Origin of the sequence: Mesorhizobium shonense (assembly GCF_040545255.1) — a bacterium.
Lineage (GTDB): Bacteria > Pseudomonadota > Alphaproteobacteria > Rhizobiales > Rhizobiaceae > Mesorhizobium > Mesorhizobium shonense.
In genome coordinates, this window is sequence record NZ_JBEPLM010000002.1 from 79,210 (window position 1) to 101,824 (window position 22,615).

Sequence of the window (22,615 nt, forward strand, 5' to 3'; positions counted from 1 at the left end):
CTGACGTGGCATCGATTCCGCGGCAGGATTAAATAAAGTCTTCCGCTATGTCACGACGCCCGAGAAAGACGTGATGCATGAACGATCCCATCCTTCATTGCCCAAACTGCAATTGCGAAATCAAACTGACTGAGTCTCTCGCGGCACCGATTGTGGCGGCCACAAGAGCCCAATATGAAAAGCGTCTTTCCGACAAGGAAGCCGAGGTCGCTGCTCGTGAAAGGGCAGCAAGGGAGCAGCTGACGAAGGCCGAGCGCGCGAAGGCCGGACTGGAGGAGCAAGTAACCGCCAGGTTGGCGGCTGAACGCGAACGTATTGCAGCGGCCGAAGCCCACAGGGCACGACAATTGCTTGGTGTCGAACTCGCGGTCAAGGACAAGGAGCTGTCTGATGCACGAGAGGTTCTGAGGGAACGCGAAGCCAAGCTGGCAGTGGCGCAGGCTGCCCAAGCCGATGTGCTTAAAAAGCAGCGTGAACTCGACGACGCCCAGCGCGAGCTTGAGCTTACGGTCGAAAGGAAGGTGCAGGCCTCGCTTGCCGACGTGCGCTCGAAGGCCAAGCAGGATGCCGAAGAAGGCCTTAGACTAACGCTGATCGAGAAGGAGGAGCAGATCGCCGGCATGATGCGGCAGATCGAAGATCTGAAACGCAGGGGACAACAGGGATCTCAACAGCTGCAAGGCGAGGCCCTAGAGCTCGAGCTGGAGGCGTTGCTGCGGGCGCGCTTCCCGGCTGACAGCATCGAGCCCGTCGCCAAGGGGGAGTCCGGCGGCGACGTGATGCAAAGGGTTGCCGGACCTGGTGGGCTGGTTTCAGGTTCCATTTTGTGGGAGTCGAAACGTACCAAAAACTGGAGCGACGGCTGGTTGCCCAAGCTTCGGGAGGACCAGCGACGGGCCAAAGCAGAAATAGCGGTCCTGGTCTCCGACGTTCTGCCGAAACCTGTGGAAGCTTTCGATCAGCTCGACGGGGTTTGGGTCGTGGAACGTCGCTGCGCGGTTCCCATCGCCATTGCACTTCGACAGATGCTGATTGAGCTGCAGACTTCGAAACAGGTCCAGGAAGGTCAGCAAACCAAGATGGAGCTGCTTTACAGCTACCTGACGGGATCGCGCTTCAGGCACCGTATCGAGGCAATTGTCGAGAAGTTTGGCGACATGCAGGCGGATCTGTCTCGCGAGAAGAAAGCCACGATTCGCCTTTGGGCAAAGCGCGAAGCTCAAATCCAAAGCGTTATTGAAGCTACGGTCGGAATGTATGGCGATATGCAAGGGATTGCCGGGCGCGCAATGGCGGAAATTCCTACAATCGAGATTCCGTTGATAGACACGGCGCCTGCAGATCAGGGTGACTTAGGGGTCTAGCCCGGCGCTCTTCATGGCCTTGAACAACTTTGTGCCTCTGGCGTTAGGGGCGGATTAGCCGCGTATGTCCTGCCGCAAAGGCCAGCGACTTTCGGGCGATCTCATTTAGGGCCACGACATCGGGCCACGAGACGGCTGTGCCATCGTGCACAAGCCTGCTGCGCTTGTCGTAAAGAGCGACAGCATCGCGTCCCCGGGACTGCGGGTCGGCGTCTTCGAAGGCCTCGAATACGTTGAAAACAAAACGTCGGATCGAACTGCGAAACGATTCTTTGCGCCAATGCTGAGACGACTTACGCAAGTCTGCCAGCGCCTCGACTACGTCAGTTGTCGCTGTTGCGGCGTTCACTTGCAGGTTGATCTGTCTCACTACCATATCGATGATTGCAGTGCATTCTGCGCGCAACGAGGCCGGGTCCGCCAACATTTCGAGGATGGTGGTGAGCCCTATAAAACGGGCATTGGCGCTACTTTCGAAATTGATAGACGCGAAAATCTCCAGTGCACTCTGTAGGCGTCTTTCGAGATCCGGCTGCATCAATCTCTCGATTCGACTTCCCTCGTTGAGCGCTTGAACCAACAGCGTTTCGCTTTCTTGATGCTGAAAGCCAGCGGTTGCGCGGGTGAGATTCAAATTACTACCAGCAGGATAGAGGGTAGGAAACCGACCATCGACCAGCATTTCACCGCCATGCCGGAACCGTTTGTTCTCGCACATCACGCTGATGTTCATCTGGAGTGCCGCCCACAGGAGACATCTGGTCACCTTGTCGAAGATGACTTGGGCGCAGTGCTCTTCCAACGCCTTGACTACCAAATATGTCCCGGTGCCATCGATCCTGATCTCAATCGCATGGCCATCAAAGAGCTGCTGGCGGGGGGCGTCTTTGAAGAGCCCTTGTGCCGAGGGAAACGTGATTGGTATGAGAAGATCGTAAAGGGGCATCCGAAAAGCGCGGCGAAGTGCGACAGCAACGAAGATACTGACGTTACGCAACGTTTATCATCTGTCGAATATCCATGCCATAACGGTCGCTCGGCGGCAGCGTTGACGTGGTTGCAGGTTAAGCCATGGCGTTGAAGAGCAATTTTTCCACCGTCGAGCCTAGTGGGGTTCGATTGCATGCATGTAGTACATTTCGTGAACTTTCAAAATGATTAGAATTGGCGCCGAAATACAGTTGAGTGCATCCGATTTGGTCGGACATCTGAACTGCGGCCACCTCACCGCGCTCGATCGTCTCGTCGCCGATGGCGCGCTCAAGAAGCCTTATGTCGAGGACCCGTTTCTGGAAATTCTCCAACAGCGCGGCGCCCAGCACGAAGCGGCCTTCATCGATCATCTGCGCGCCTCCGGGTTCGCGGTGACCGTCATCGACGGAAAAGGGGTTGATGGGCATGCCGTTGCAGCAACGCTGGATGCCATGCGGGCCGGCGCCCCTTTCATTGTCCAGGCTGCCCTGCGGGCTGCGCCATTCGCGGGGCGCGCCGACATCCTGCGCCGCATCAAAGTGCCGAGCAAGCTCGGCGCCTGGTCCTACGAAGTGATCGACACCAAGCTCGCCCGCGAAACGAAAGGCGGAACGGTCCTGCAGCTATGCCTCTATTCCGATCTTCTCGCCGAGGCGCAGGGCCAGGCGCCGGAGTTCGCATATGTCGTGCCGCCAGTGACCGACTTTGCGCCGGAACGCTTTCGCCTCAGCGACTACGCGGCCTATTTCCGCTATGTCAGAGGCCGGCTCCAGGGCGCAGTCGGCGCCGATGACGATACCTATCCGGAGCCGGTGCCATATTGCGATATCTGCCGCTGGCGCGGGGACTGCGACAAGCGCCGGCGCGAGGATGATCATCTTTCGCTCGTCGCCGGCATCAGCGCGATCCAGCGAAGCGAACTAGAGCGCCGCGGCATCGCCACGATGGCGGCGCTCGGCGAGCTACCGTTGCCTTTGCCGTGGAAGCCGGACCGGGGCGCGGCATCCTCCTATGTACGGATCCGTGAGCAGGCACGAATTCAGGTCATGGGTCGCACAGCCCAGACCTTGTTGCATGAGAGGCTCCCGGTAGAGTCCGGGTTCGGCCTGTGCCGGCTGCCAGAGCCGGACGACGCGGACGTCTTCTTCGATCTGGAAGGTGACCCCTTTGTCGGCAAAAGCGGGCGGGAATATCTGTTCGGCTATGCCTTCAAGGCCGCTTCGGGCGAGATGAGCTATGTCGGTGACTGGTGTTTCACGCCGGCAGAAGAGAAGGCGGCGTTCGAACGTTTCGTCGACTTCGTGACCGAGCGCCGCAAACGTCATCCCAATCTGCACGTCTATCACTATGCGCCCTATGAACCGGGCGCTCTCAAGCGGCTCATGGGACGCTATGCCACCCGCGAAGAACAAGTCGATGGCTTGTTGCGCGGCCAGATCCTGGTCGATCTTTACGGGATAGTTCGCCATGCTGTGCGTGCAAGTGTCGAGAGCTATTCGATCAAGAAGCTGGAGCCCCTCTTCGGCTTTGTCCGGGCGGTCGCGCTCCAGGATGCAAATCGCGCGCTCAACAAGGTGCAGGCCTGCCTCGAGCTCGGCGATCCGGCCGGCATCGCGCAAGCCGATCGCGAGCTGGTGACTGGTTACAACAAGGACGATTGCCTCTCGACGGCCAGCCTCCGTGACTGGCTCGAGGCGCTTCGCGCGGACGCTGAAGGCGGGGGCGAGATCATTGCGCGTCCGATCCCCGTGCCCGAGGAGGCCACGCCTGAGATCACCGCGTGGCAGGCCCGAATTGAAGCCCTGGTGGCGCGTCTGATGAATGGCATCCCGGTCGATCCGGCTCAACGAACGGCGGTCGAGCACGCGCAATCTCTCCTTGCCAATATTCTCGATTGGCACCGTCGGGAGAAGAAAGCCACCTGGTGGGAGTATTTCCGGCTGGCCGGCCTTTCGGTCGAGGAGCTGTTCGACGAGCGGGTGGCAATCTCTGGCCTGACCTTCAGGCAGGCCGTCGGTGGGACCGCCAAGGCGCCGGTTCACCGCTATCACTTTCCCGCGCAGGAAGCAGAATTCCGGGGCGGAGAGGATTTGCGCAGCGTTGGCGGCGAAAAATTCGGCAAGGTGATGGCGGTCGATCTCGAGAACCGGCTGATCGACATCAAGAAGCGCGGCGACACCGCTGATGTTCATCCCGATGCGGTGTTCGAGCACGCCGATGTCGACAGCAAGGTGCTGGCGGAATCGCTGGTCAGGATCGGTGGGCATGTCGCAGAGCATGGCATGGCAGGCCCCGGACCATTCAAGGCGGCACGCGATCTTCTGCAACGCCTGCCGCCGGATGTCGGCGGCGCTCCGTTGCGGAGGCCCAATGAGACGATTGCGGCGGCCGCATGCCGCCTGGTGAAGGTGCTTGGCGGCGTATTGCCCATCCAGGGGCCGCCCGGCGCCGGCAAGACCTATACCGGCGCGCGGATGATCCTCGAGCTGGTCCGGGCAGGGCTGCGCGTGGGAGTCACCGCCAACAGCCACAAGGTCATTCGCAACCTGCTCGACGCTGCGATCGAAGAGGCACGGCAGCAAGGATTTGACCTTCGGTGCATGTACAAAGTGGCCGAGAAAACGGAAGATACCGCCCATATCTCGTTTTCGACCGACAATGCCGAAGTGCTGGGCGCCGTGGGGAAAGGTGCGCATGTCATCGCTGGGACCGGTTGGATGTGGTCGCGCCCGGATGCTATCGGCGCCGTCGACGTCCTGTTCATCGATGAGGCCGCGCAGATGTCGCTCGCCAATGTGCTTGCGATCTCGCCCGCCGCGACAAGTCTCGTCCTGCTTGGCGACCCACAACAGCTCGAGCAGCCGATGCAGGGCTCGCATCCGGAAGGCGCCGACGTCTCGGCCCTCGAGCATCTGTTGGCTGGACGCCAGACGATAGGCGAGGGGGAGGGGTTGTTCCTTGACCAGACCTGGCGTCTGCATCCTTCGGTCTGCGCCTATACCTCGGAGCTCTTCTACGAAGGCAGGCTGCATCCACGCCCCGGCCTGGAGAACCAGTCCATCCTGGTAGATGGTCCGTTCGGCGGTGCCGGCCTGCGCTACATTCCCGTGCCTCATGCCGGCAACCAGAGCGTAAGCCCCCAGGAAGCGGACCGCGTCGCCAAAGTCGTTGAGGAAATCCTGGACGCGGGCGCGCGCTGGAGGGACCGTGAAGGGGTGGAAGCTCCGCTCAAGCTGGAAGATATCCTCATCATCGCCCCCTACAACGCCCAGGTGTTCGAGATCCAGGACCGGCTGCCGGGCACCCGCGTCGGGACCGTGGATAAGTTCCAGGGGCAGGAAGCGCCCATCGTCATCTATTCGGTAACCACCTCGAGCTACGCCGATGCGCCACGGGGCATGGAATTCCTCTACAGCGCGAACAGGCTCAACGTGGCGACGTCGCGGGCGAAATGCCTTTGCATCGTCGTTGCAAGCCCGGACGTCTTCGAGCCCGACTGCCGGACGCCACGGCAGATGCAACTGGCCAACGCGTTCTGCCGGTACGTGGAAATGGCCACGGTGGTACAGAGCTAACTTGCACGAACCTCCATGCTGAGGGTTCAGAATTCGCGCAATATAGCCGGGTCCCTGCGGGCGTGCGAAGCGATTGCAGCAGTGAAGAGGTCGACAGGTTGGACCAGGGCGCCCCGCGGCCGAACGACAGCTTACCTGTGCCTGAACACGGAAGGCTGACCGCCCTGTTAGACATTCAGTCGGGACGGTTGACGCATGATAATCGTGGGAGCCTACGAATAGTCCTACACATTGGTACCCAAGCCTATGGGTCGGTTAAAACACGTCGTTCCATTCCTTACCTAATCCGTGCCGGTGCAGACCTATCTGCGGAGTTTATCTGGACCTGCGAGCCACTTTCCGACGAGTCTAGTGTCCTCATGGCTGAACCTCCCGAATGACGATTGTCCACTCGCAGGTATGGTGCTGGCGCTACTTTTGGATGGTGCCTGGTGAGATACGGAACTTAGAAGCACTTGCGTAAAAAGAACTTTTGCACGATCCTTCGCACGGATCAAAGGGAGGGGCTTATGGGCGTTGAAGAAAAATTGCGAGTGCTCGCAGATCGCATTAAGACGCATTCCAGTGCAATGCTTACCGAAGAAGCCTTAAAAACGGCCATAGTGCTGCCCTTTCTTGCGGCTTTGGATTATGACGTTTTCAATCCTGACGAGGTCATTCCAGAATTTTGTGCCGACGCCGTAGGCAAGAAGGGCGAGAAAGTGGACTATGCGATCAAGATTGACGGCGAAATCCGTATACTTGTTGAATGTAAACCTATCACCACGGTGCTTGATCGCGTTCATCTCGCTCAATTGTACAGGTATTTTTCAGTCACCAACGCAAAGTTCGCTATCCTAACAAATGGTCGTTCTTTTCATTTCCACACCGATTTGGTTGCGCCAAACAAGCTTGATGACCTCCCTTTTCTGACTTTTGATCTTTCCGATTTGCAAGGTCAGCTAACGTCGGAGTTGAAGAAATTCGCCAAAGCTGAGTTCAACGTTGATGGGATCCTTCAATCGGCACATCGATTGAAGTACACATCAGCGATTAAGAAGGAAATCGGAGGCATTATGGAGAACCCACCTGAGGACTTTGTGCGGATGGTGACCGGGGGACTCTATCAGGGACGGTTTACGGCCCAGGTGAAAGAACAGTTCACGCCGATGGTCAAGGCTGCTTTTCGTGAAATCGTGCGGGAATCGGTTCAGTCGCGCCTTTCTACAGCTTTGGCTGAGACGGCCGATTCGGAGATCGGCGACGGACCGAATGATGAAGATGAGGTTGTGACGACTGAGGAAGAGCGCGAAGGCTTTATGATCGTACGCGCGATTGTTCGTGATGTCTTGAAACCCGCTAGGATCGTTATGCGGGATCAGAAAAGTTATTGTGGCATCTTAGTCGATAACAATAACCGAAAGCCTCTCGCTAGGCTATGGTTCAACAGGTCAGTCAAATACCTTGGCCTTTTCGACGGCGAGAAGGAAGAGAAAGCCAAAATCGACACGCTCGACGAAATCTATGAATATGCCGATCGTTTGCGAAATACCGCCAAAGAATATCTTGACGGTGCGATCGCGTCGCCATCAACTTAGCGATGCGCGTCGAATGCGTCTAACCCAAAATCTGGACGAACTTGAGCGGCTCGTTTGCGAATTTTTTGACTTGCCGCGTGAAAACGGCACCGCTAGCAAAGGCCCTCGCAGGGGACTCCATCTTTATCGCGGTCGAGGTTGCTGCCCCACGAGCAATTGTCGAGGTACCATCGAGCCTCGTCGCAAGAGCTAATTTGGGAACAGTACTGCCGTGGCTCGCATGAATAGCCGTTTTGTGCGACTTGGCGAGGCAGTAGCATCAGCATGATCTGCCACATTCCCAAGGCCCCTGAAAGGCTCCGACCCACATGCCGATTTTTGCCGCCTCGCGCTCCGTCTGCTGCGCAGAAAATGTGCCTTTGCTGTAGCGCGGCCAATCCAGAGCCTGACCGTGCTCGACTATCCTGACGCTATCGGCGCGCCGGCAATCCTCGACAAATCGGTGATATCGATCCCACGTCACGAAGGTGCATTGCGCCGGCCTGGAGGCTGCCAGGAAGCCATCCAGAGCCTCCGCTGAGGGCCCGCCGCATGGATAGTCATAGTCATATCCTTTGGCGTCGCTGCAATATTGCTTGCTCTCCGGGGCGTCTATGCCATCGAAGCGAATCGGCTGGGCATGAATCTCGATTGTATCGCCATCTATAACTGAGGCGACACCAGTGATCGGACTCTGGCTTTGACCCGAACCAGTTCGAAGCTCAGACATCCGGAATTCGGTCGCTGTACTGCAATTGCCGATTGAGTGACTAAGGCGACAGCAGCAGCCACCGTCACGACCGCGGGCCGCAGCGGCACGCTTGCCCGACATCGAGCGCGCGTTCGCCCGGCAGCACTGAGCTTGCGCCACTGATGCGAGCGATTGTTGTGTCGAGATTTTTCCAAACCTTCCCCCATTAGGAGAATGCCACAAAATTTCGTCAGGGTCTAGTTTAGGCAATCCAAAGGTGTGCTGAGCCAGCGAGTCTGGTCCCAAATGCACTCATAAACAGAGACCAAAGACCGCGCCATTTTTTTCCCGCCGGCATAACGTCCCCCGCAATCTCACTTCGCATTGGACGCAGCAACGGAATAGAGAATGTTCGCTAGCCCGTATAGAGGTCATTAACAAACGGTGCCGAAATAACATTTGCGATATCCCCCTTCAAGCATTTACGTTTGTAGCGCATGAGCGCACGGGCAAGGCAGTTGGATCCCGCTTTTCCCAGCCCGGGTCCTCATGCCGATCCAGGTTTGGCCCGTCCAACTGGAAGTCGAATTTAGGGTGGCATTTTTTTACTTGGGGGCGTCGTTCGAAGACGCCAGCCTCGGGGGAGCGCGTGAATAATTCTTCCTATTCTAAGCCTCGTTGGCTTAGAGACCTGACACGGTTTCTGTCGCTAAAAAGCCAGTTCGTTCTTACTGGCAATATTAGGGACTTGCAGGCATCGGAGGTCGAGGCCGGCGTTGTCGCCGCCGTCCCTCTTTTGCATTGCCTAGAGCGCGAGCTGAAGGGCTGCGGCTATGAGGACGTCATCTCATTCCGGCCGTTCTCTGGGTTTAGCCTGCCAAACGGAGGAACCGGAGATGAGCTGCAGGCTGCAATGGCAAGGTCCGGACTAGGTTCGGAGAATCCGCCGGGCGCTGGAGTTGAGGTGCTTGCGGCGGCGCTTGACGGGTTTGTTAAGTCCAGGGAAAAGCCAAGCGCGCTGGTAATTGATTTTGCGTCGCGATTGGTGAACCGCAGTGATGTGCTGGCGCCAGCAGAGCATATGTTATTCTCACGCGCGCAGGTGGCGTCCCACACGGCCTCAACACGGCCTGCAGGCGACGAGCGAAAGCCATTTTTCAACACAGTCATCTGGATGGCAGATCGTGAATCGGATCTCCCTGACTTTCTGACGGTAGACAATCCGAGAATCCGGCATATCGTAGTCTCGCCGCCCGACAGCATGACCCGCAAGACTCTGGCCGGCACTCTTCTCCACAGCCTGCCCGGGGCCCGAGAGACGCCATCAAGCGAACTCGAAACAGCTGTCGATACATTCGTTGGTCTTACGGACGGCCTGCTGCTGATGGACATGAGCGCCATCGCGCAACTAAGCAGGATTGAAGGCTTGCGGGTATCTGAGATCGGTGACGCCGTTAGACGATATAAAGTCGGCGTGACTGAGGATCCGTGGCGCCGTCTCGACCGAAAGAAAATCGCGAGTGGCGACGAATTTATTGCTTCTCGCCTCAAAGGCCAGAACCACGCGGTCGTCCACATGCTCGATATCATCAAGCGAGCTGTCACCGGTATTGGGCGCACAGGATCCGGCAACCGACCACGCGGAGTGGCCTTCCTTGCTGGCCCCACTGGCGTGGGCAAGACGGAACTTGCGAAGACGGTGACCAGTCTGCTCTTTGGAGACGAATCCGCGTACATCCGCTTCGACATGTCAGAATTTAGTGCCGAGCACGCCGACCAGCGGCTGATCGGTGCGCCGCCCGGCTACGTCGGCTACGACGTCGGCGGAGAGCTAACGAATGCTATCCGCGAAAAGCCATTTAGTGTCGTGCTTTTCGACGAGATCGAGAAAGCTCATCCGCGAATCCTCGACAAGTTCCTCCAGGTTCTGGACGATGGTGTTCTGACTTCGGGCAGAGGCGATCGTGTCTACTTTTCAGAGTCAGTCATTCTCTTCACGTCAAATCTCGGCATTTACAAAACTGACGCGACCGGACAAAGGGTCGCCAGCGTATCGCTGGACGAACCTTACGAGACCGTTGCAGCGAAGGTTCGCGAAGAAATCGAACGACATTTCAAGCTGGTTCTAAATCGGCCAGAAATTCTAAACCGCATCGGCCGAAACATCATCGTTTTCGACTTCATCCGGCGTCCCGTTGCCGAGCAGATCTTTGATCAGATTGTTTCAGGGCTACTCGAGCATACCAAGTCATTGGGGTGCGCCGTCACCGTAAGCGAAGACGCCTATTCTGCGCTACGCGAGCTGTGTTTGCAGGACCTTACAAATGGCGGCCGTGGCATCAGAAACATGGTTGAAGCCCACTTGGCGAATCCTTTGTCACGGGCTCTTTTCGATGCCGATGTCGTAGGCGGCTCGTTTGAGATCACTGAAATAGAGCATGGCGCCGTCACATCGGTGAAGCTTAGTGAAAGCGGTAGCCAAGCATGACAACGCCCCTTGCTCTGTCACGGCTTCATTTCCCAGTCACAACGCTGGGGCCCGGATCTCGCATCGGCATCTGGTTTCAGGGCTGTTCGATCCGCTGTGCCGGCTGCATCTCTGCCGACACCTGGGCTCAAAAAAGGGGCATGACGACTGTCGAGGAGGTTGTGGAGACAGTCGCGCGATGGATTCCGCACGCAAACGGCATCACAATTTCGGGCGGGGAACCCTTCGAGCAGCCCGGCGCGTTGGAGACTCTGCTGCGGGCGATCCGAAAGGCCTCGCAATTGGATGTCCTGGTCTATTCAGGATTCCCCGTCGAGAATCTCGAACATCATCTCCGCAACATGGATGGGCTGATAGATGCCCTCATCTCCGACCCTTATGAGATCGGTTCAACCCAGACCCTTGCCCTGAGGGGGAGCGATAATCAGCGTCTTCATCTTTTGACAGAATTGGGGAAGGCACGCCTTGCCTCATATGAACGACCAGTCCGCCGAGACGAAAGAAGGCTCGATATGATGGTCGATCTATCCGGGGAGATCTGGATGGCAGGCATTCCCGGAAACGAAGATCTCAATCGCCTGGCCCGTCTAATGGCCAGCCAAGGGCACCATATCCAGACGAGCCAAGACCGTTCGAATAGAGCAAGCCATGATTAGATTTTGCCCCAACTGCAACACTGAGCGCCCGTTGAGCGAAATCTTCTGCCAGGGGCAGCTATCAGATGGCTCTACCTGCAACTGGGATCTTTCGTTGACACCGATCCGCGAACGCGGACACGGGCACGATGCTGCGCCGACCTTACCAACTGAGAAGTCCGTTTCGAGACGCTGCCCGAACGGGCACGAAGTGTCGGAGGGCGATCTAATTTGCGTAGTTTGCGGCGCCGAAGTCAGAGAGGCCGAAGCGGAGCAAAGGTCCTTGGAGGACACCGCGACCTCAGAAGCGGGGCCCGTTTCGATTCATGTCCCTACCGAGATCGCAGGCTGGACCATCGAGCGAAGGCTGCCGTCGCCTATGGCGGTGTGCGAACGGTTCTTCGTGTCACAAGCCCACAAAGGGCGATCAGGCATCTTGTCGTTATTTGTTGATGGCTCAGAGCCCGATGTTTCGGTGTACGACGCAATCAGGAGTATGCCGCACGATCACCTTCCCGAGATTTATGAGGTGGGCCGCTGGGAAGACAGGACCTATGAGATCAGCGAGGACATCAAAGGCGGAACACTGGAGGACACGAAGCCTGATCGGCGAGACCTTGAGGCTGTTCGGAGCGTCGTCTTTGAAATCGGCAAGGCGCTCGGGTCATTTTCACAATCTGGATTGCGACATCGCGACATAAGGCCAGCCAATATACTTGTGAGGAGTGCCGATCCGCTAGACCTGGTTGTGATAGGCTTCGGCTCGGCGAGGCTCTCCGATTACGATCTCGATGTGGTCGCGCCTCTAGAAACCACTCGCTATATGGCTCCGGAAACTATCGCCGGCGGCGTAGCTGCTGCGTCCGATTGGTGGAGCCTCGGGATTGTCGTGCTCGAGATTGTCACGGGCGGCGAATGCTTCCAAGGTGTCAACGAACAAGCGTTCCTGATCCATGTACTAACAAACGGTGTTGAGATACCCGACGACGTCGATTTAGCCATCGGCCAGCTACTCAGGGGGCTGCTCGCTCGGGACCACCGGACCAGATGGCAATGGCAAGAAGTTAGAGCCTGGCTTGACGGCAATCATGTCGAACTACCTCCTGAGGCTGTGCGTAGCATCGATACGGACGGCGATGCAGGGATCAACCTTGGCGGCAAGAGTTTTAGAAAAGCCTTCGCTTATGCCCTTGCCGCGGCGCAACCGACCAATTGGGACGAAGCACGGAACCAGGCGGCGCGAGGCATGATCGCCGCGTGGGCTGAAGACGCCGGCTTCGATCCGTCGATGCAGTCTGCGATCCGACGCCTCAGTCATGTCGAGGGACTTTCCGAGGACCTCAGGCTGTCTTTGGCGCTCAAGGTGCTCCACCCCGCGATGCCGCTCGTTGTCAAAGGTAACATCGTCACGCCCGGGTGGCTTCTCGATCACCCGCAGGAGGGAACGGAGCTCATATTTGGACCGGCTACCGACTTTCTCGGACGCCTTGGTGCAGAAGAATGGCTTCGGCGTCTAAGACTGAGAGGTGAATCGGTTCGGTCAAAGGCACAGCAGTTCGGGATCGCGCTCGATGAGGAAGAGCTGCAGATTCATCTGCTGTCCACGTCTAAAGCGCGGCTGGGTGCCCTGTTGGAGGACCGACGGCGAATCCTACCTGACACGGAACATCCAGGCCTCGTTTCTCTGATTGAGCGGCGCCAGACCACGGAAGAGGATCTCATCCTGCTCCTGTCCGCGGAAGTTTCCCAATTCAGGTCGGTCGACGAGATTGTGGGTCGGGCTCAGGAAGAAGCGCGTCGAGTAGGCGTGGCAGCGCTTGATGAAGGCGAACTGCGTCAACTGTTAGGCAATACCCGGCGCGATCTCCACAGGATGATAGACGAACGTCTCGAAGGCTTCGCAAGATGCGGCATTGAGCGTGTCGACGAATGGGCAGACCGCTTCCGACTCGACCGCCGAATAGCAATTGAGAGGGCGATAGTGCTGCTCTCGATTCCCACGCAAAACTGGAGAGAACCGCCAAAGCAGGCGTACGTGGCGACGTTGCTGGATTATTTCTCGAAGAAAGTGACGGGCAGCATTCTTCGAGGGCCACTAACGCGTATGGTCATCGGGAAGACGACTCCACGTGTGGACCTCGTCGAGCTCGGGACCGAGAGAAGGTCGGCGGCAGCGCTTCTCGACCATCTCCTGGCCAGAACCGAGAGAACTGAGGAGCTAGATCCGGCTGCCTTCGCGGCATCAGAGACTCTGGAGCGCAGACTGCGCGCTCTGCATGCGCATGCGACGCTATACAAGCGAGACACGGGCATAGATGGGCTTTACCTTGGCTTCCCCTTCCTGCTTCACCGAGATGACCGAACCAGGACGAAGATAGCGCCAATCCTTTTGTGGCCTGTCAAAGTCATTCCGGAGGTCGGTAATCGCGGGCATGCATCGGTCGTCTTCGACCGGGACCGTGAGGAGGTTCGCCTGAACCCTGCCTTCGAAGGAATGATTGGCATCGAGGCTGCGCGCCGTTGGCAAGACGCCGCCAAGGATCTCCTCGGTCGCGCCACTCTCACCGCGGCCGACGTTGTTGATGGCTTTGGCAGCCTGGCTGAACCCATAGGCCGAACGCTAGATCGCCTGCCCGGTAAGGACGCCCAAGCCGATTTCGGCAGACCACTTATCTCTTGCTCTGCCGTTTTTTTCCATCTCGCCTACATGGGCCAAGCCATTGCCGAAGACCTGCGGCAGTTGAAGAGCAAAGAGTTGACAGGTTGTGGACTGGAAACAGCTCTGAAGGTCACTGAAACGGAACTCAATCTGGCATCCAGAGCCAATGTTCCAGAAGCGGACCGGTACTTCACTGTTGACAGTGATCCCTCGCAGGAGGCTGCAGTTCTTGAAGCCCGCAATGCTCCTGGCCTCCTTATCGAGGGTCCGCCAGGAACGGGGAAAAGTCAGACCATCGTTAACATGGTCGCAGACGCCATTGGCAGGAAGAAGAGCTTGTTGGTGATCTGCCAGAAGCAGGCTGCTCTTGAGGTCGTCAAGAAAAGACTCGTGGCTGAGGGGCTTGATGACCGCCTCGTTATGGTTACCGACATGAACGGCGATCGAGAGCCAATGCTTAGGGCAATTCGAGACCAGCTAGAAAGCCGGCGGGGCACATTTTCCACCCAGGCGTGGCGTCGCGATCGTCAGATCTTGGCCCAGCGGATTGAGTCCATTGAAGGTGAGCTCGACAAGCATCACGTTGCGTTGCATGCGGAAGATGCACAAACCGGACTGACCTACCGCACTATCCTCGGGGAGCTGATAAAAATAGAGAGAGGACACCCTCCGTTGAATGTCCCTGCGCTGCGTAGGTCTCTCGCAGCGCTGGTGCCGGCGGAGACCTCTGCGATCGAAGAGACGTGTGGCCCGCATGTGCGTTACTGGCTTCCCAGTGACTTCGAAGACAGTCCCCTCGGGGTGCTGAAGATCTTCAACCCAGATCCCGCCAATGTTGAGGCGTTTAGAGAAGATCTGGTTGCGTTCGTGAGGAGTGAGGCAGAGCGGATCAATGTTCTAGGTCGGACTGGTAAGGCGTGCCCCCTGATCGATCCGGAGCCATACCGCAGTTGGCACGCGGGGCACGACGCCGACTTTCTCGGGCTCACAGAAGAGCGACGCAGTGAACTCGTTCGTTGGTATAAGCTTTTCAACCGGGATCCCGATGCGTCGAGCCCAGCTTCACAACTGGTCAAGCGGCTCGAGCAGCTGGCTAGAAAGCTCCATGCGATTGCAGGGCCGCCCCCACCTCTTGGATATGTCAAACGGGCAATCGCTCTTTCCGACGCAGAACTTTCTGATTCGATCGACCTAGCCACCGCCGTTACCGCGGAGCCGTCTTCCCTCGGCCGGATAAATCCTTTCCGCTGGATGCGAGCTAGAAAGCTGCGAGCGCTTCTCACGACGCTCGGCGTCAACCCCGACGAACCGCGGATATTCCTCGAAGCGGTTCTTTGGGAGCGCAACCTGCGACCAGTTAGGCGAGAACTTGCTTCCGCGCTTACCGAGATTCAAGAACAAAGCTCCGTGCAACCGGAGCTGGATCCTGCTCATCTCGGTCGACTTGCGAGCGATCGGGCGTTGTCCGTTTCCAATGCACAGAAACTTGCTGATGTTGCCCGGACGTATCCCGAACCGACCAGGATGGAAGCCACTCTCAAGGCCGGAACTTTGTCAGCCTTCGAGAGCCTCAGGGATAGCATCGAGCAGGCATTCGAACGGTACGAGGCAAAGCAGTTCAGCCGGGCGGCCGTTGGCAATCTGGCGCAGTGGTTTGAGGAGAAATGGATTGCAGATAGGGGCCACGCAATCGATATCGATCAAACAAATGCATCTGCAATCGAGCCAATAATCCGGACATTGGCGAAATTGGAGCCCTACCAACGCTTCAGGCTGCGCCTGAGTGCATTGTCCTCGGAGGCGCTCGAAATCTTCCGGCTGCTGCGACCGAAGTCGCAAGAGCTAGCAGCGCTGGCTCCCGAGCAGCTTGAGGAACAGGTGCGTAGGATCATAAGGCGCGAGGCACTGTTAGCCTGGAAGTCACGCCTCGAGGCTGACCATCCGGTGCTTCTATACGAAGCGGCAGAATTGAAGAGCAAGGTTCGCTCTCTCGCTGATGCTGAACAGTCAATGCGTCGCGCCAACCGACAGATGTTGATCAACGGCATAGACTTCGCGCGGGTTGCGCCTGACCGGGAATGGGAGCCGATTACAAGGTTGCGAGGCCAGCGAGCTCAGCGGCTGCGAGAGTTCCTGGAGAAAGGGGCGGATCTCGGCCTCATGGAACTGCGGCCCGTGTGGCTCATGAATCCGGACGTCGCGAGTAGGGTCTTGCCGCTTCGTAGGGGCATGTTCGATATCGTCATTTATGACGAAGCCTCGCAGATGCCTGTTGAATATGCACTCCCGACGCTGTTCCGGGGGCAAGTGGTTATCGTCAGCGGTGACGAGAAGCAGATGCCGCCGACAGCGTTCTTCTCTAGTAAGGTCGAGAATGATGAGGCTGACGTGTTCGACGGCGAGGAGCCGGAGGAGAACGCCACTGAAGCCGAACGCGAGACCTACGAAGAGACATGGAACCGCCGAGAGATTAAAGATTGTCCTGACCTGCTGCAGCTCGCTAAGGCAGTGCTACCCACTACCACCCTGCAGATCCACTACCGATCCGAGTACCGTGAACTAATAGGCTTCTCGAATGCGTCTTTCTACGCAAACCGGCTCAACGTACCAGTAAGGCATCCAGATGAAGAAATACGCAGAGCCCGTCCGATCGAAGTAATAAGAGTCGATGGCCAGTATCACGAGCAGACGAATAGAACTGAGGCGCAGAAAGTCGTCGAAGTTCTTGCGGCGGTCTGGAAGACCGGCGAACGCCTTCCGACGACGGGCGTTGTCACCTTCAATCGAAAACAGGCCGACCTAATCGAGGAGGTGCTCGACGATGCGGCCGAGAATGATGAATGGTTCCGTGGCATCCTCGCCAAGGAGAGAGATCGCGTTGAGAAGGGTGAGGACGTCGGATTCTTCGTGAAGAACGTGGAAAATGTTCAGGGCGATGAACGTGACTACATAATCTTCTCGTCAACCTTCGGGCGAAACGCCCAGGGCAGCTTCCGTAGAAATTTTGGCGTGCTTGGGCAGAAGGGTGGGGAGCGGCGTCTCAATGTGGCCGTTACCCGCGCAAAATCCAAGGTGATGATGATAACTTCGATGCCTATTCCCGAGGTATCGGATATGTTGGCGAGCCGGAGGCGCCCCTCTATTCCGCGTGACTATCTCCAAGGTTACATGGAATATGCGCGGGTGGTCTCGAGCGGCGAGTTCGAAGCTGGGCGGACACTTCTCGGACGTATGGTTTCAGAACGAAGTGGGTTTCAAGATAGAAGCGAAGGTGATCTCGATGGTTTTGCAGAGTCTGTCTTTGAATACGTTTCCAGTCTCGGTGTCACCGCTCACGCCGTAGGCGATGGAAGCGCCTTCGGCATAGACATTGCAATCGAGAACCCGCGAACTGGGCTCTATGGCATCGGAATTGAGTGCGATGCCCCTCGACACCGAATTCTTGCAAGCGCCCGTGCAAGGGAGATTTGGCGCCCAGCCGTCTTGCGGCGGGCAATCCCTCAGATCCATCGCGTGTCTTCCCATGGCTGGTATCACACAGGGGAAGAAGAGCGGTTACGGCTCAAGGCGGCAATTGAAGGTGCGTTGTATAGGGAGGCGGCGGAATGAGCGGCCCGAAGGTGGTACGAATTGTCACTCGCGAGGAACTGGTTGCCATCTGCGAAGGTCAGATCGCAGCTCTAGAGGCGATGGTTGGCTACTGGGAAAGTTTCGGCGAGAGAAACAACTGCCTCGACAACCCGGAGGTCGAGCTCACTCGCGATCGCGTGAGGGCGATGCGAATGCTGCTCGCTGGCGACAACTTTGGGGAGGTCCAGAAGCGCGTTCCGGCTGAGATGTCCTTCCTGAAGTCTGACATGGACCGGCGCATGCAGGCAGCCGCCGACGCGGCCGCAGCCGCTCGGAAAAGAGCGGTCCAATTAAGGCGCTCAGCAGAGACACTCGCGAGAGTACTACGGGACAAAGGGTTGCCGGTCCCTGACGAGCTTTCAACTCCGTCTCGGCACTCGGACGAGGTCCTTCATAGAGCGATAAGCGCTGCCTTTGCCGAATTGGCCCCCGCTAATGCAGATGCCGGCATATCCGATCGACAGCGCGCGCTCGCCGGTTCACTTGGAGTTGGGGAAGAACGCACGACCCTCTCCGCCTGGCTCGAAGCGCAAAGCGGGGATTTTATGGACGACCCCCTCCTTGCCGCACTCGATCGGAAGCTAGACGAGTTGCGCATTTTCGATCCGGAAGCTGTTACCAGCTTCGCTGCACGCTTAGACGCGGTCGCTGCAGAAAGTGGCACTCGCCGCGGCCTGTTGGCTGACAGCCTCATGATAGATCTCGCGGCAGCGCGGCGCGAAGCCGTGCAGAAGATTGAGATCAGGAGCGAGCTGGAGGGAGTTCGTGCCGAATTCGCTGCAATTGGAGGTCAGGTCGCGAGGGACCAAATTCATGCGATTGAGCAAGCGCTAGTTCCAGGGAAAGCGACAGATGAGCTAATGACCGCATTGGACGAAGCGACGTCAACCCTTGAAGCTCTCAGGACTGAACAAGCCATCGCTCTTCGCAGGCAAGCGATGCTGGAGGGATTGGCGGAGCTGGGCTATGAAGTGAAGCAAGGAATGGAGACTGCTTGGGTGGAGCACGGTCGGGTGGTGCTGCGAAACTCGAAGTCGCCAGCCTACGGCGTCGAACTCGGGGGAAATCCTGAAAGCCTTCTGCAGATCAGGACCGTAGCGTTCGACGAACCTCATCGAGTGAGTGATAGAAAGGGCGACGCTGACGCCGAGACGGCGTTTTGCGCGGACTTCGAAAGTCTTCAAAAACGCTTAGCCACGAGCGGTGGAAAGCTGTCATTAATTAAGGCCCTGGGAATTGGCGCGACGCCTGTGAAGACGGTAGCAGCTATGGACTCTGCGTCTCAACCGGCATCCATAGGTATCCTCCACAGTTCGGGACTCGCAAGAAGGTGACTGCCCTTGAAAGGAGCGTACCTCCAGGGATGCTTTCACTTGCACCTCGATAAACGGGCGGTGTTGTAGAGGCCTAATTGCGCCCTCAGCGTAGTTCGTCGTAGCTCCCGTGTCTTCGAGTTTGCATCGCTTGGCGCGATGATTGATCCGTCTGTTGGAACAGCGGAGCAGCGGAGCAAACCAATGACTCCTACAAAACTACTCATTGGACAGATCGCCATCGTGTTTGCAATCGCGATTCTTGGGGTCTGGGCGGCAACGCAATGGTGCGCCCATATGCTCGGCTATCAGCCGCGTCTTGGCGTGCCATGGTTCGTCGTGGCCGACTGGCCGATCTACAAGCCGTGGAAACTGTTTGAATGGTGGTTCCATTTCGATGCCTACGCGCCCGAGATATTTGATCAGGCAGGCGCGCTGGCCGGCGCCAGCGGGTTCGTGGGCTGCGCAGCCGCGATCGCTGGCTCGCTTTGGCGCGCGCGGCAAATAGGGCTGGTCACCACCTACGGCTCCTCGCGATGGGCCACGACGCTAGAGATCGAGAAGGCAAGTATGTTTCTGCCGGCCGGCGTTTTCCTCGGCAAGTTGAAGGATCGCTATCTTCGTCACGACGGACCGGAGCATGTGATGGCGTTTGCGCCGACACGTTCGGGCAAAGGCGTCGGGCTGGTCGTTCCAACGCTCCTTTCCTGGACCGGCTCGGCCGTCATTCACGACATCAAGGGCGAGAACTGGCAGCTGACCTCTGGCTGGCGATCGAAATTTTCGCATTGTCTTCTGTTCAATCCGACCGAAGGGCGATCGGCGCGCTACAATCCGCTGCTGGAAGTGCGCAAGGGCCCGAATGAGGTCCGCGATGTCCAGAACATCGCCGACATTCTTGTCGACCCGGAAGGTGCACTGGAGCGACGAAGCCATTGGGAGAAGACGAGTCATTCTCTGTTAGTCGGCGCCATCTTGCATGTGCTTTACGCCGAAGAGGAAAAGACGCTCGCTCGCGTCGCCACCTTCCTGTCGGACCCGCAACGCTCATTTGCCGCGACACTGCAGCGCATGATGGCGACGAACCACCTCGGCACAGCGGACATGCCTTACGTCCATCCCGTCGTGGCCTCGGCTGCCCGTGAGGTGCTGAATAAGTCCGAGAACGAGCGTTCAGGCGTTCTGTCGACTGCCATGTCGTTTCTCGGTCTCTATCGCGATCCGACGGTGGCTGCGGCAACATCGGCGTGCGACTGGCGCATTGCCGACCTTATGGATGGCGAGCGGCCAATGTCGCTTTATTTGGTCGTGCCGCCATCCGACATTTCTCGCACCAAGCCGCTGGTTAGGCTGGTGCTCAATCAGATCGGCCGCCGGTTGACCGAGCGCCTCGAGGGCGATCCAAAGAAGAGCCGCAAACATCAGCTGCTGATGATGCTGGACGAGTTTCCGGCCCTTGGCCGCCTCGACTTCTTCGAGACCGCACTCGCCTTCATGGCCGGTTACGGCATTCGCGCCTATCTGATCGCACAATCCTTGAACCAGATTTCCAAGGCTTATGGCGAGAACAACGCCATTCTCGACAATTGCCATGTTCGCATTGCTTTTTCCTCCAACGACGAGCGTACCGCTAAGCGCATCTCGGACGCGCTCGGCACTGCGACAGAATTGAGGTCCATGCGCAACTATGCCGGTCATCGGCTGGCGCCCTGGCTTTCGCACGTCATGGTCAGCCGACAGGAGACCGCCAGACCGCTGTTGACTCCCGGTGAAGTGATGCAGTTGCCCCAAACCGATGAGTTGGTACTGGTTTCGGGGTTGCCTCCGATCCGCGCCAAGAAACTACGCTATTATCAGGATCAGAATTTCACCGAACGGGTGCTGCCTGCGCCGGTGTTGTGCGACGGTCCTTACGCTGACTGTCCTGCGCCACGCCCGGACGATTGGACTGGACAGGTACGTGCTGTCGATCGCCGTCTTGCTGCCGACGACGAAAGCGCCGGCGTGACAATCGAAGACGAAGGAGGCGTCGAGCAGCAGCGCCATCCCGGTTTGCCCGAAGAACAAACCGTCGTCGCCACCGAGCCGGATCAGAGCGATCTGTTCGACTCCACTGACGATGATAGCGGGGCGGTCGCCGACAAGCGCGTCATGGACCGTATTTCTACCGCGGCGCGTGCCTACGGCATCAACGAGGGCAGGGGCAACGATAAGGACATCGTGCCCGGCTTCTGAATGCCCCCTAAAGCCAAAGCGTATCTCAGCGTAGATAACGACCATAAGCGATTTCGAGCGTCTGGCCGATGCTTGTTCCCGTCGCCGGCGCAACGCCGGCCTGTCGAGAACAAGCCGCATGAAGCCCCACCGCATTCGTCATCAGTTTCTGCTCGAGCCCGAGTTGAGCGAGAAGCTGGACAACCTCAGTCGCGATCCCTCGACCACCAAATCGGCGGTCGTTGCGAAGGCCGTCGAAGCCTTCATCGAGCGGCGTGGCGAGAACGAGCTCGACCGGCGCTATGGTGTGAGGCTTGACCGTCTTTCCCGTGACCTCGGTCATGTCAGGCGCGATGCAGAGATGATCCTTGAGAGCCTGGCGCTCTTCATCCGCTTTTCGATCACGCTCCATGCTCATACGCCGGTCCCGGACAAGGCAACGCAGGCGATTGCCCAGGAGCGTTTCGACAAATTCGTCGAGCAGGTCGGCCGGCAGATCGCTTCTGGGAAAAGCTCGCTTGGCAAAGATCATGGCGTGGGAGGCGAAGGATGAGCTCTCATCCCGAGGCCGACCATCGCCGTCGCGCGATGCTGCGCACCGCCATGGGCCCAGCGATCACCGAGGCGCTCGCCGATCCTTTGGTCATCGAGGTGATGGTCAATCCCGATGGCGCGCTGCGTCTCGACCGGCTGGGAGAAGGCCGCGTCGATACCGGCCTGCATATGCATCCATCAGAGGCGGAACGCATCATCCGTCTGGTCGCCTCCTATGTGCGCGCAGAGGCGCATGCCGATAATCCGATTGTCAGCGCCGAACTGCCATCGGGCGAACGCTTCGAGGGTTTGCTACCGCCGGTCGTTTTGGCGCCGTGCTTTGCGATCCGCAAGCCGGCGGCAAAGCTCTACACGCTGACCAACTATGTCGCCGACCGGATCATGCAGCCGCTGCAAGCCGATGCGCTCAGGAAAGCGGTGCGCGAGCGGCGCAACATTCTAGTCGCCGGCGGCACCTCGTCGGGCAAGACGACGCTTGCCAATGCGCTGCTGGCGGAAGTCGCCGAATGCGACGAGCGGGTGATCCTGATTGAGGACACGCGCGAACTGCAATGCGCGGCGAAGGACTGCGTTGCCTTGCGGACGAGGCGAGGCTCGGTCACGCTTGCCGATCTAGTGCGTTCGACCCTGCGTCTCAGGCCCGACCGGATCATTGTCGGAGAGGTGAGGGGCTCGGAAGCACTCGACATGCTGAAGGCCTGGAACACCGGGCACCCCGGCGGCATCGCCACGGTTCACGCCAACTCGGCACGCTCTGCCCTCTATCGGATTGAGCAACTCGCTCAGGAAGCGGTCGTCACTGTTCCGCGCCGGCTCATCGCCGATGCAGTCGACCTGATCGTCTTCATCGTCGGGCGCGGATCATCGCGCCGCATCGACGCGATCGCCGAGGTCACCGGCCTCGACGGCACCGGCGATTACGCCGTCACCCCGCTCACGCTCCCAAAACTCCAGCAGCTCTGA

The 22,615-nt window shown here is 58.3% G+C and carries 12 protein-coding genes; 9 read left to right on the plus strand and 3 right to left on the minus strand.

What is annotated here, in order from left to right:
* Positions 1-77: 77 nt before the first annotated feature.
* On the plus strand, positions 78-1,364 hold the full coding sequence (locus ABID26_RS05845) for a DUF2130 domain-containing protein (protein WP_354414403.1): 1,287 nt from the start codon (positions 78-80) through the stop codon (positions 1,362-1,364).
* A 43-nt stretch (positions 1,365-1,407) separates the two neighbouring features.
* On the opposite strand, the gene ABID26_RS05850 is transcribed toward ABID26_RS05845, so the two are convergent.
* Entirely contained in the window at positions 1,408-2,361 is a 954-nt protein-coding gene (locus ABID26_RS05850; RefSeq protein WP_354414405.1) for a hypothetical protein, read from the minus strand.
* A 184-nt stretch (positions 2,362-2,545) separates the two neighbouring features.
* On the opposite strand from ABID26_RS05850, the gene ABID26_RS05855 reads away from it, so the two are divergent.
* Both ABID26_RS05855 and ABID26_RS05860 read left to right on the plus strand, forming a co-directional pair.
* A complete protein-coding gene (locus ABID26_RS05855) occupies positions 2,546-5,911 on the plus strand; it encodes a TM0106 family RecB-like putative nuclease (RefSeq protein ID WP_354414407.1) in 3,366 nt (1,121 codons plus the stop codon).
* Positions 5,912-6,420: 509 nt separating this feature from the next.
* Positions 6,421-7,488, plus strand: coding sequence for a type I restriction enzyme HsdR N-terminal domain-containing protein (locus ABID26_RS05860; protein ID WP_354414410.1), 1,068 nt, complete (start codon positions 6,421-6,423; stop codon positions 7,486-7,488).
* Between the two features lie 92 nt (positions 7,489-7,580).
* Here ABID26_RS05860 and ABID26_RS05865 read toward each other — a convergent pair whose 3' ends face one another.
* Positions 7,581-7,766, minus strand: coding sequence for an excalibur calcium-binding domain-containing protein (locus tag ABID26_RS05865; RefSeq protein WP_354414412.1), 186 nt, complete (start codon positions 7,764-7,766; stop codon positions 7,581-7,583).
* A gap of 1,041 nt (positions 7,767-8,807) precedes the next feature.
* On the opposite strand from ABID26_RS05865, the gene ABID26_RS05870 reads away from it, so the two are divergent.
* The 5 genes from ABID26_RS05870 (at position 8,808) to ABID26_RS05890 (ending at position 21,118) form a co-directional block, all read left to right on the plus strand.
* Positions 8,808-10,646, plus strand: a complete 1,839-nt coding sequence (locus tag ABID26_RS05870) for an AAA family ATPase (RefSeq protein ID WP_354414415.1) — start codon at positions 8,808-8,810, stop codon at positions 10,644-10,646.
* Positions 10,643-11,302 (plus strand): 4Fe-4S cluster-binding domain-containing protein, encoded by a 660-nt coding sequence (locus ABID26_RS05875; RefSeq protein WP_354414418.1) that lies wholly within the window; start codon positions 10,643-10,645, stop codon positions 11,300-11,302. Before ABID26_RS05870 ends, ABID26_RS05875 begins: the two co-directional genes overlap by 4 nt.
* 454 nt (positions 11,303-11,756) lie before the next feature.
* Positions 11,757-17,549, plus strand: coding sequence for a protein kinase domain-containing protein (locus ABID26_RS05880; RefSeq protein ID WP_354414421.1), 5,793 nt, complete (start codon positions 11,757-11,759; stop codon positions 17,547-17,549).
* On the plus strand, positions 17,546-18,904 hold the full coding sequence (locus ABID26_RS05885; RefSeq protein WP_354414424.1) for a hypothetical protein: 1,359 nt from the start codon (positions 17,546-17,548) through the stop codon (positions 18,902-18,904). Before ABID26_RS05880 ends, ABID26_RS05885 begins: the two co-directional genes overlap by 4 nt.
* Positions 18,905-19,087: 183 nt before the next feature.
* Positions 19,088-21,118, plus strand: coding sequence for a conjugal transfer protein TraG (locus ABID26_RS05890; protein WP_354414426.1), 2,031 nt, complete (start codon positions 19,088-19,090; stop codon positions 21,116-21,118).
* Between the two features lie 25 nt (positions 21,119-21,143).
* Here the strand turns inward: ABID26_RS05890 and ABID26_RS05895 are convergent, their stop codons facing one another.
* Positions 21,144-21,629: a hypothetical protein gene (locus ABID26_RS05895; RefSeq protein ID WP_354414429.1), complete on the minus strand. Its 486-nt coding sequence runs from the start codon at positions 21,627-21,629 to the stop codon at positions 21,144-21,146.
* A 17-nt stretch (positions 21,630-21,646) separates the two neighbouring features.
* Here ABID26_RS05895 and trbB point away from each other — a divergent pair, with 17 nt between their 5' ends.
* A complete protein-coding gene (trbB, locus tag ABID26_RS05900; RefSeq protein WP_354414432.1) occupies positions 21,647-22,615 on the plus strand; it encodes a P-type conjugative transfer ATPase TrbB in 969 nt (322 codons plus the stop codon).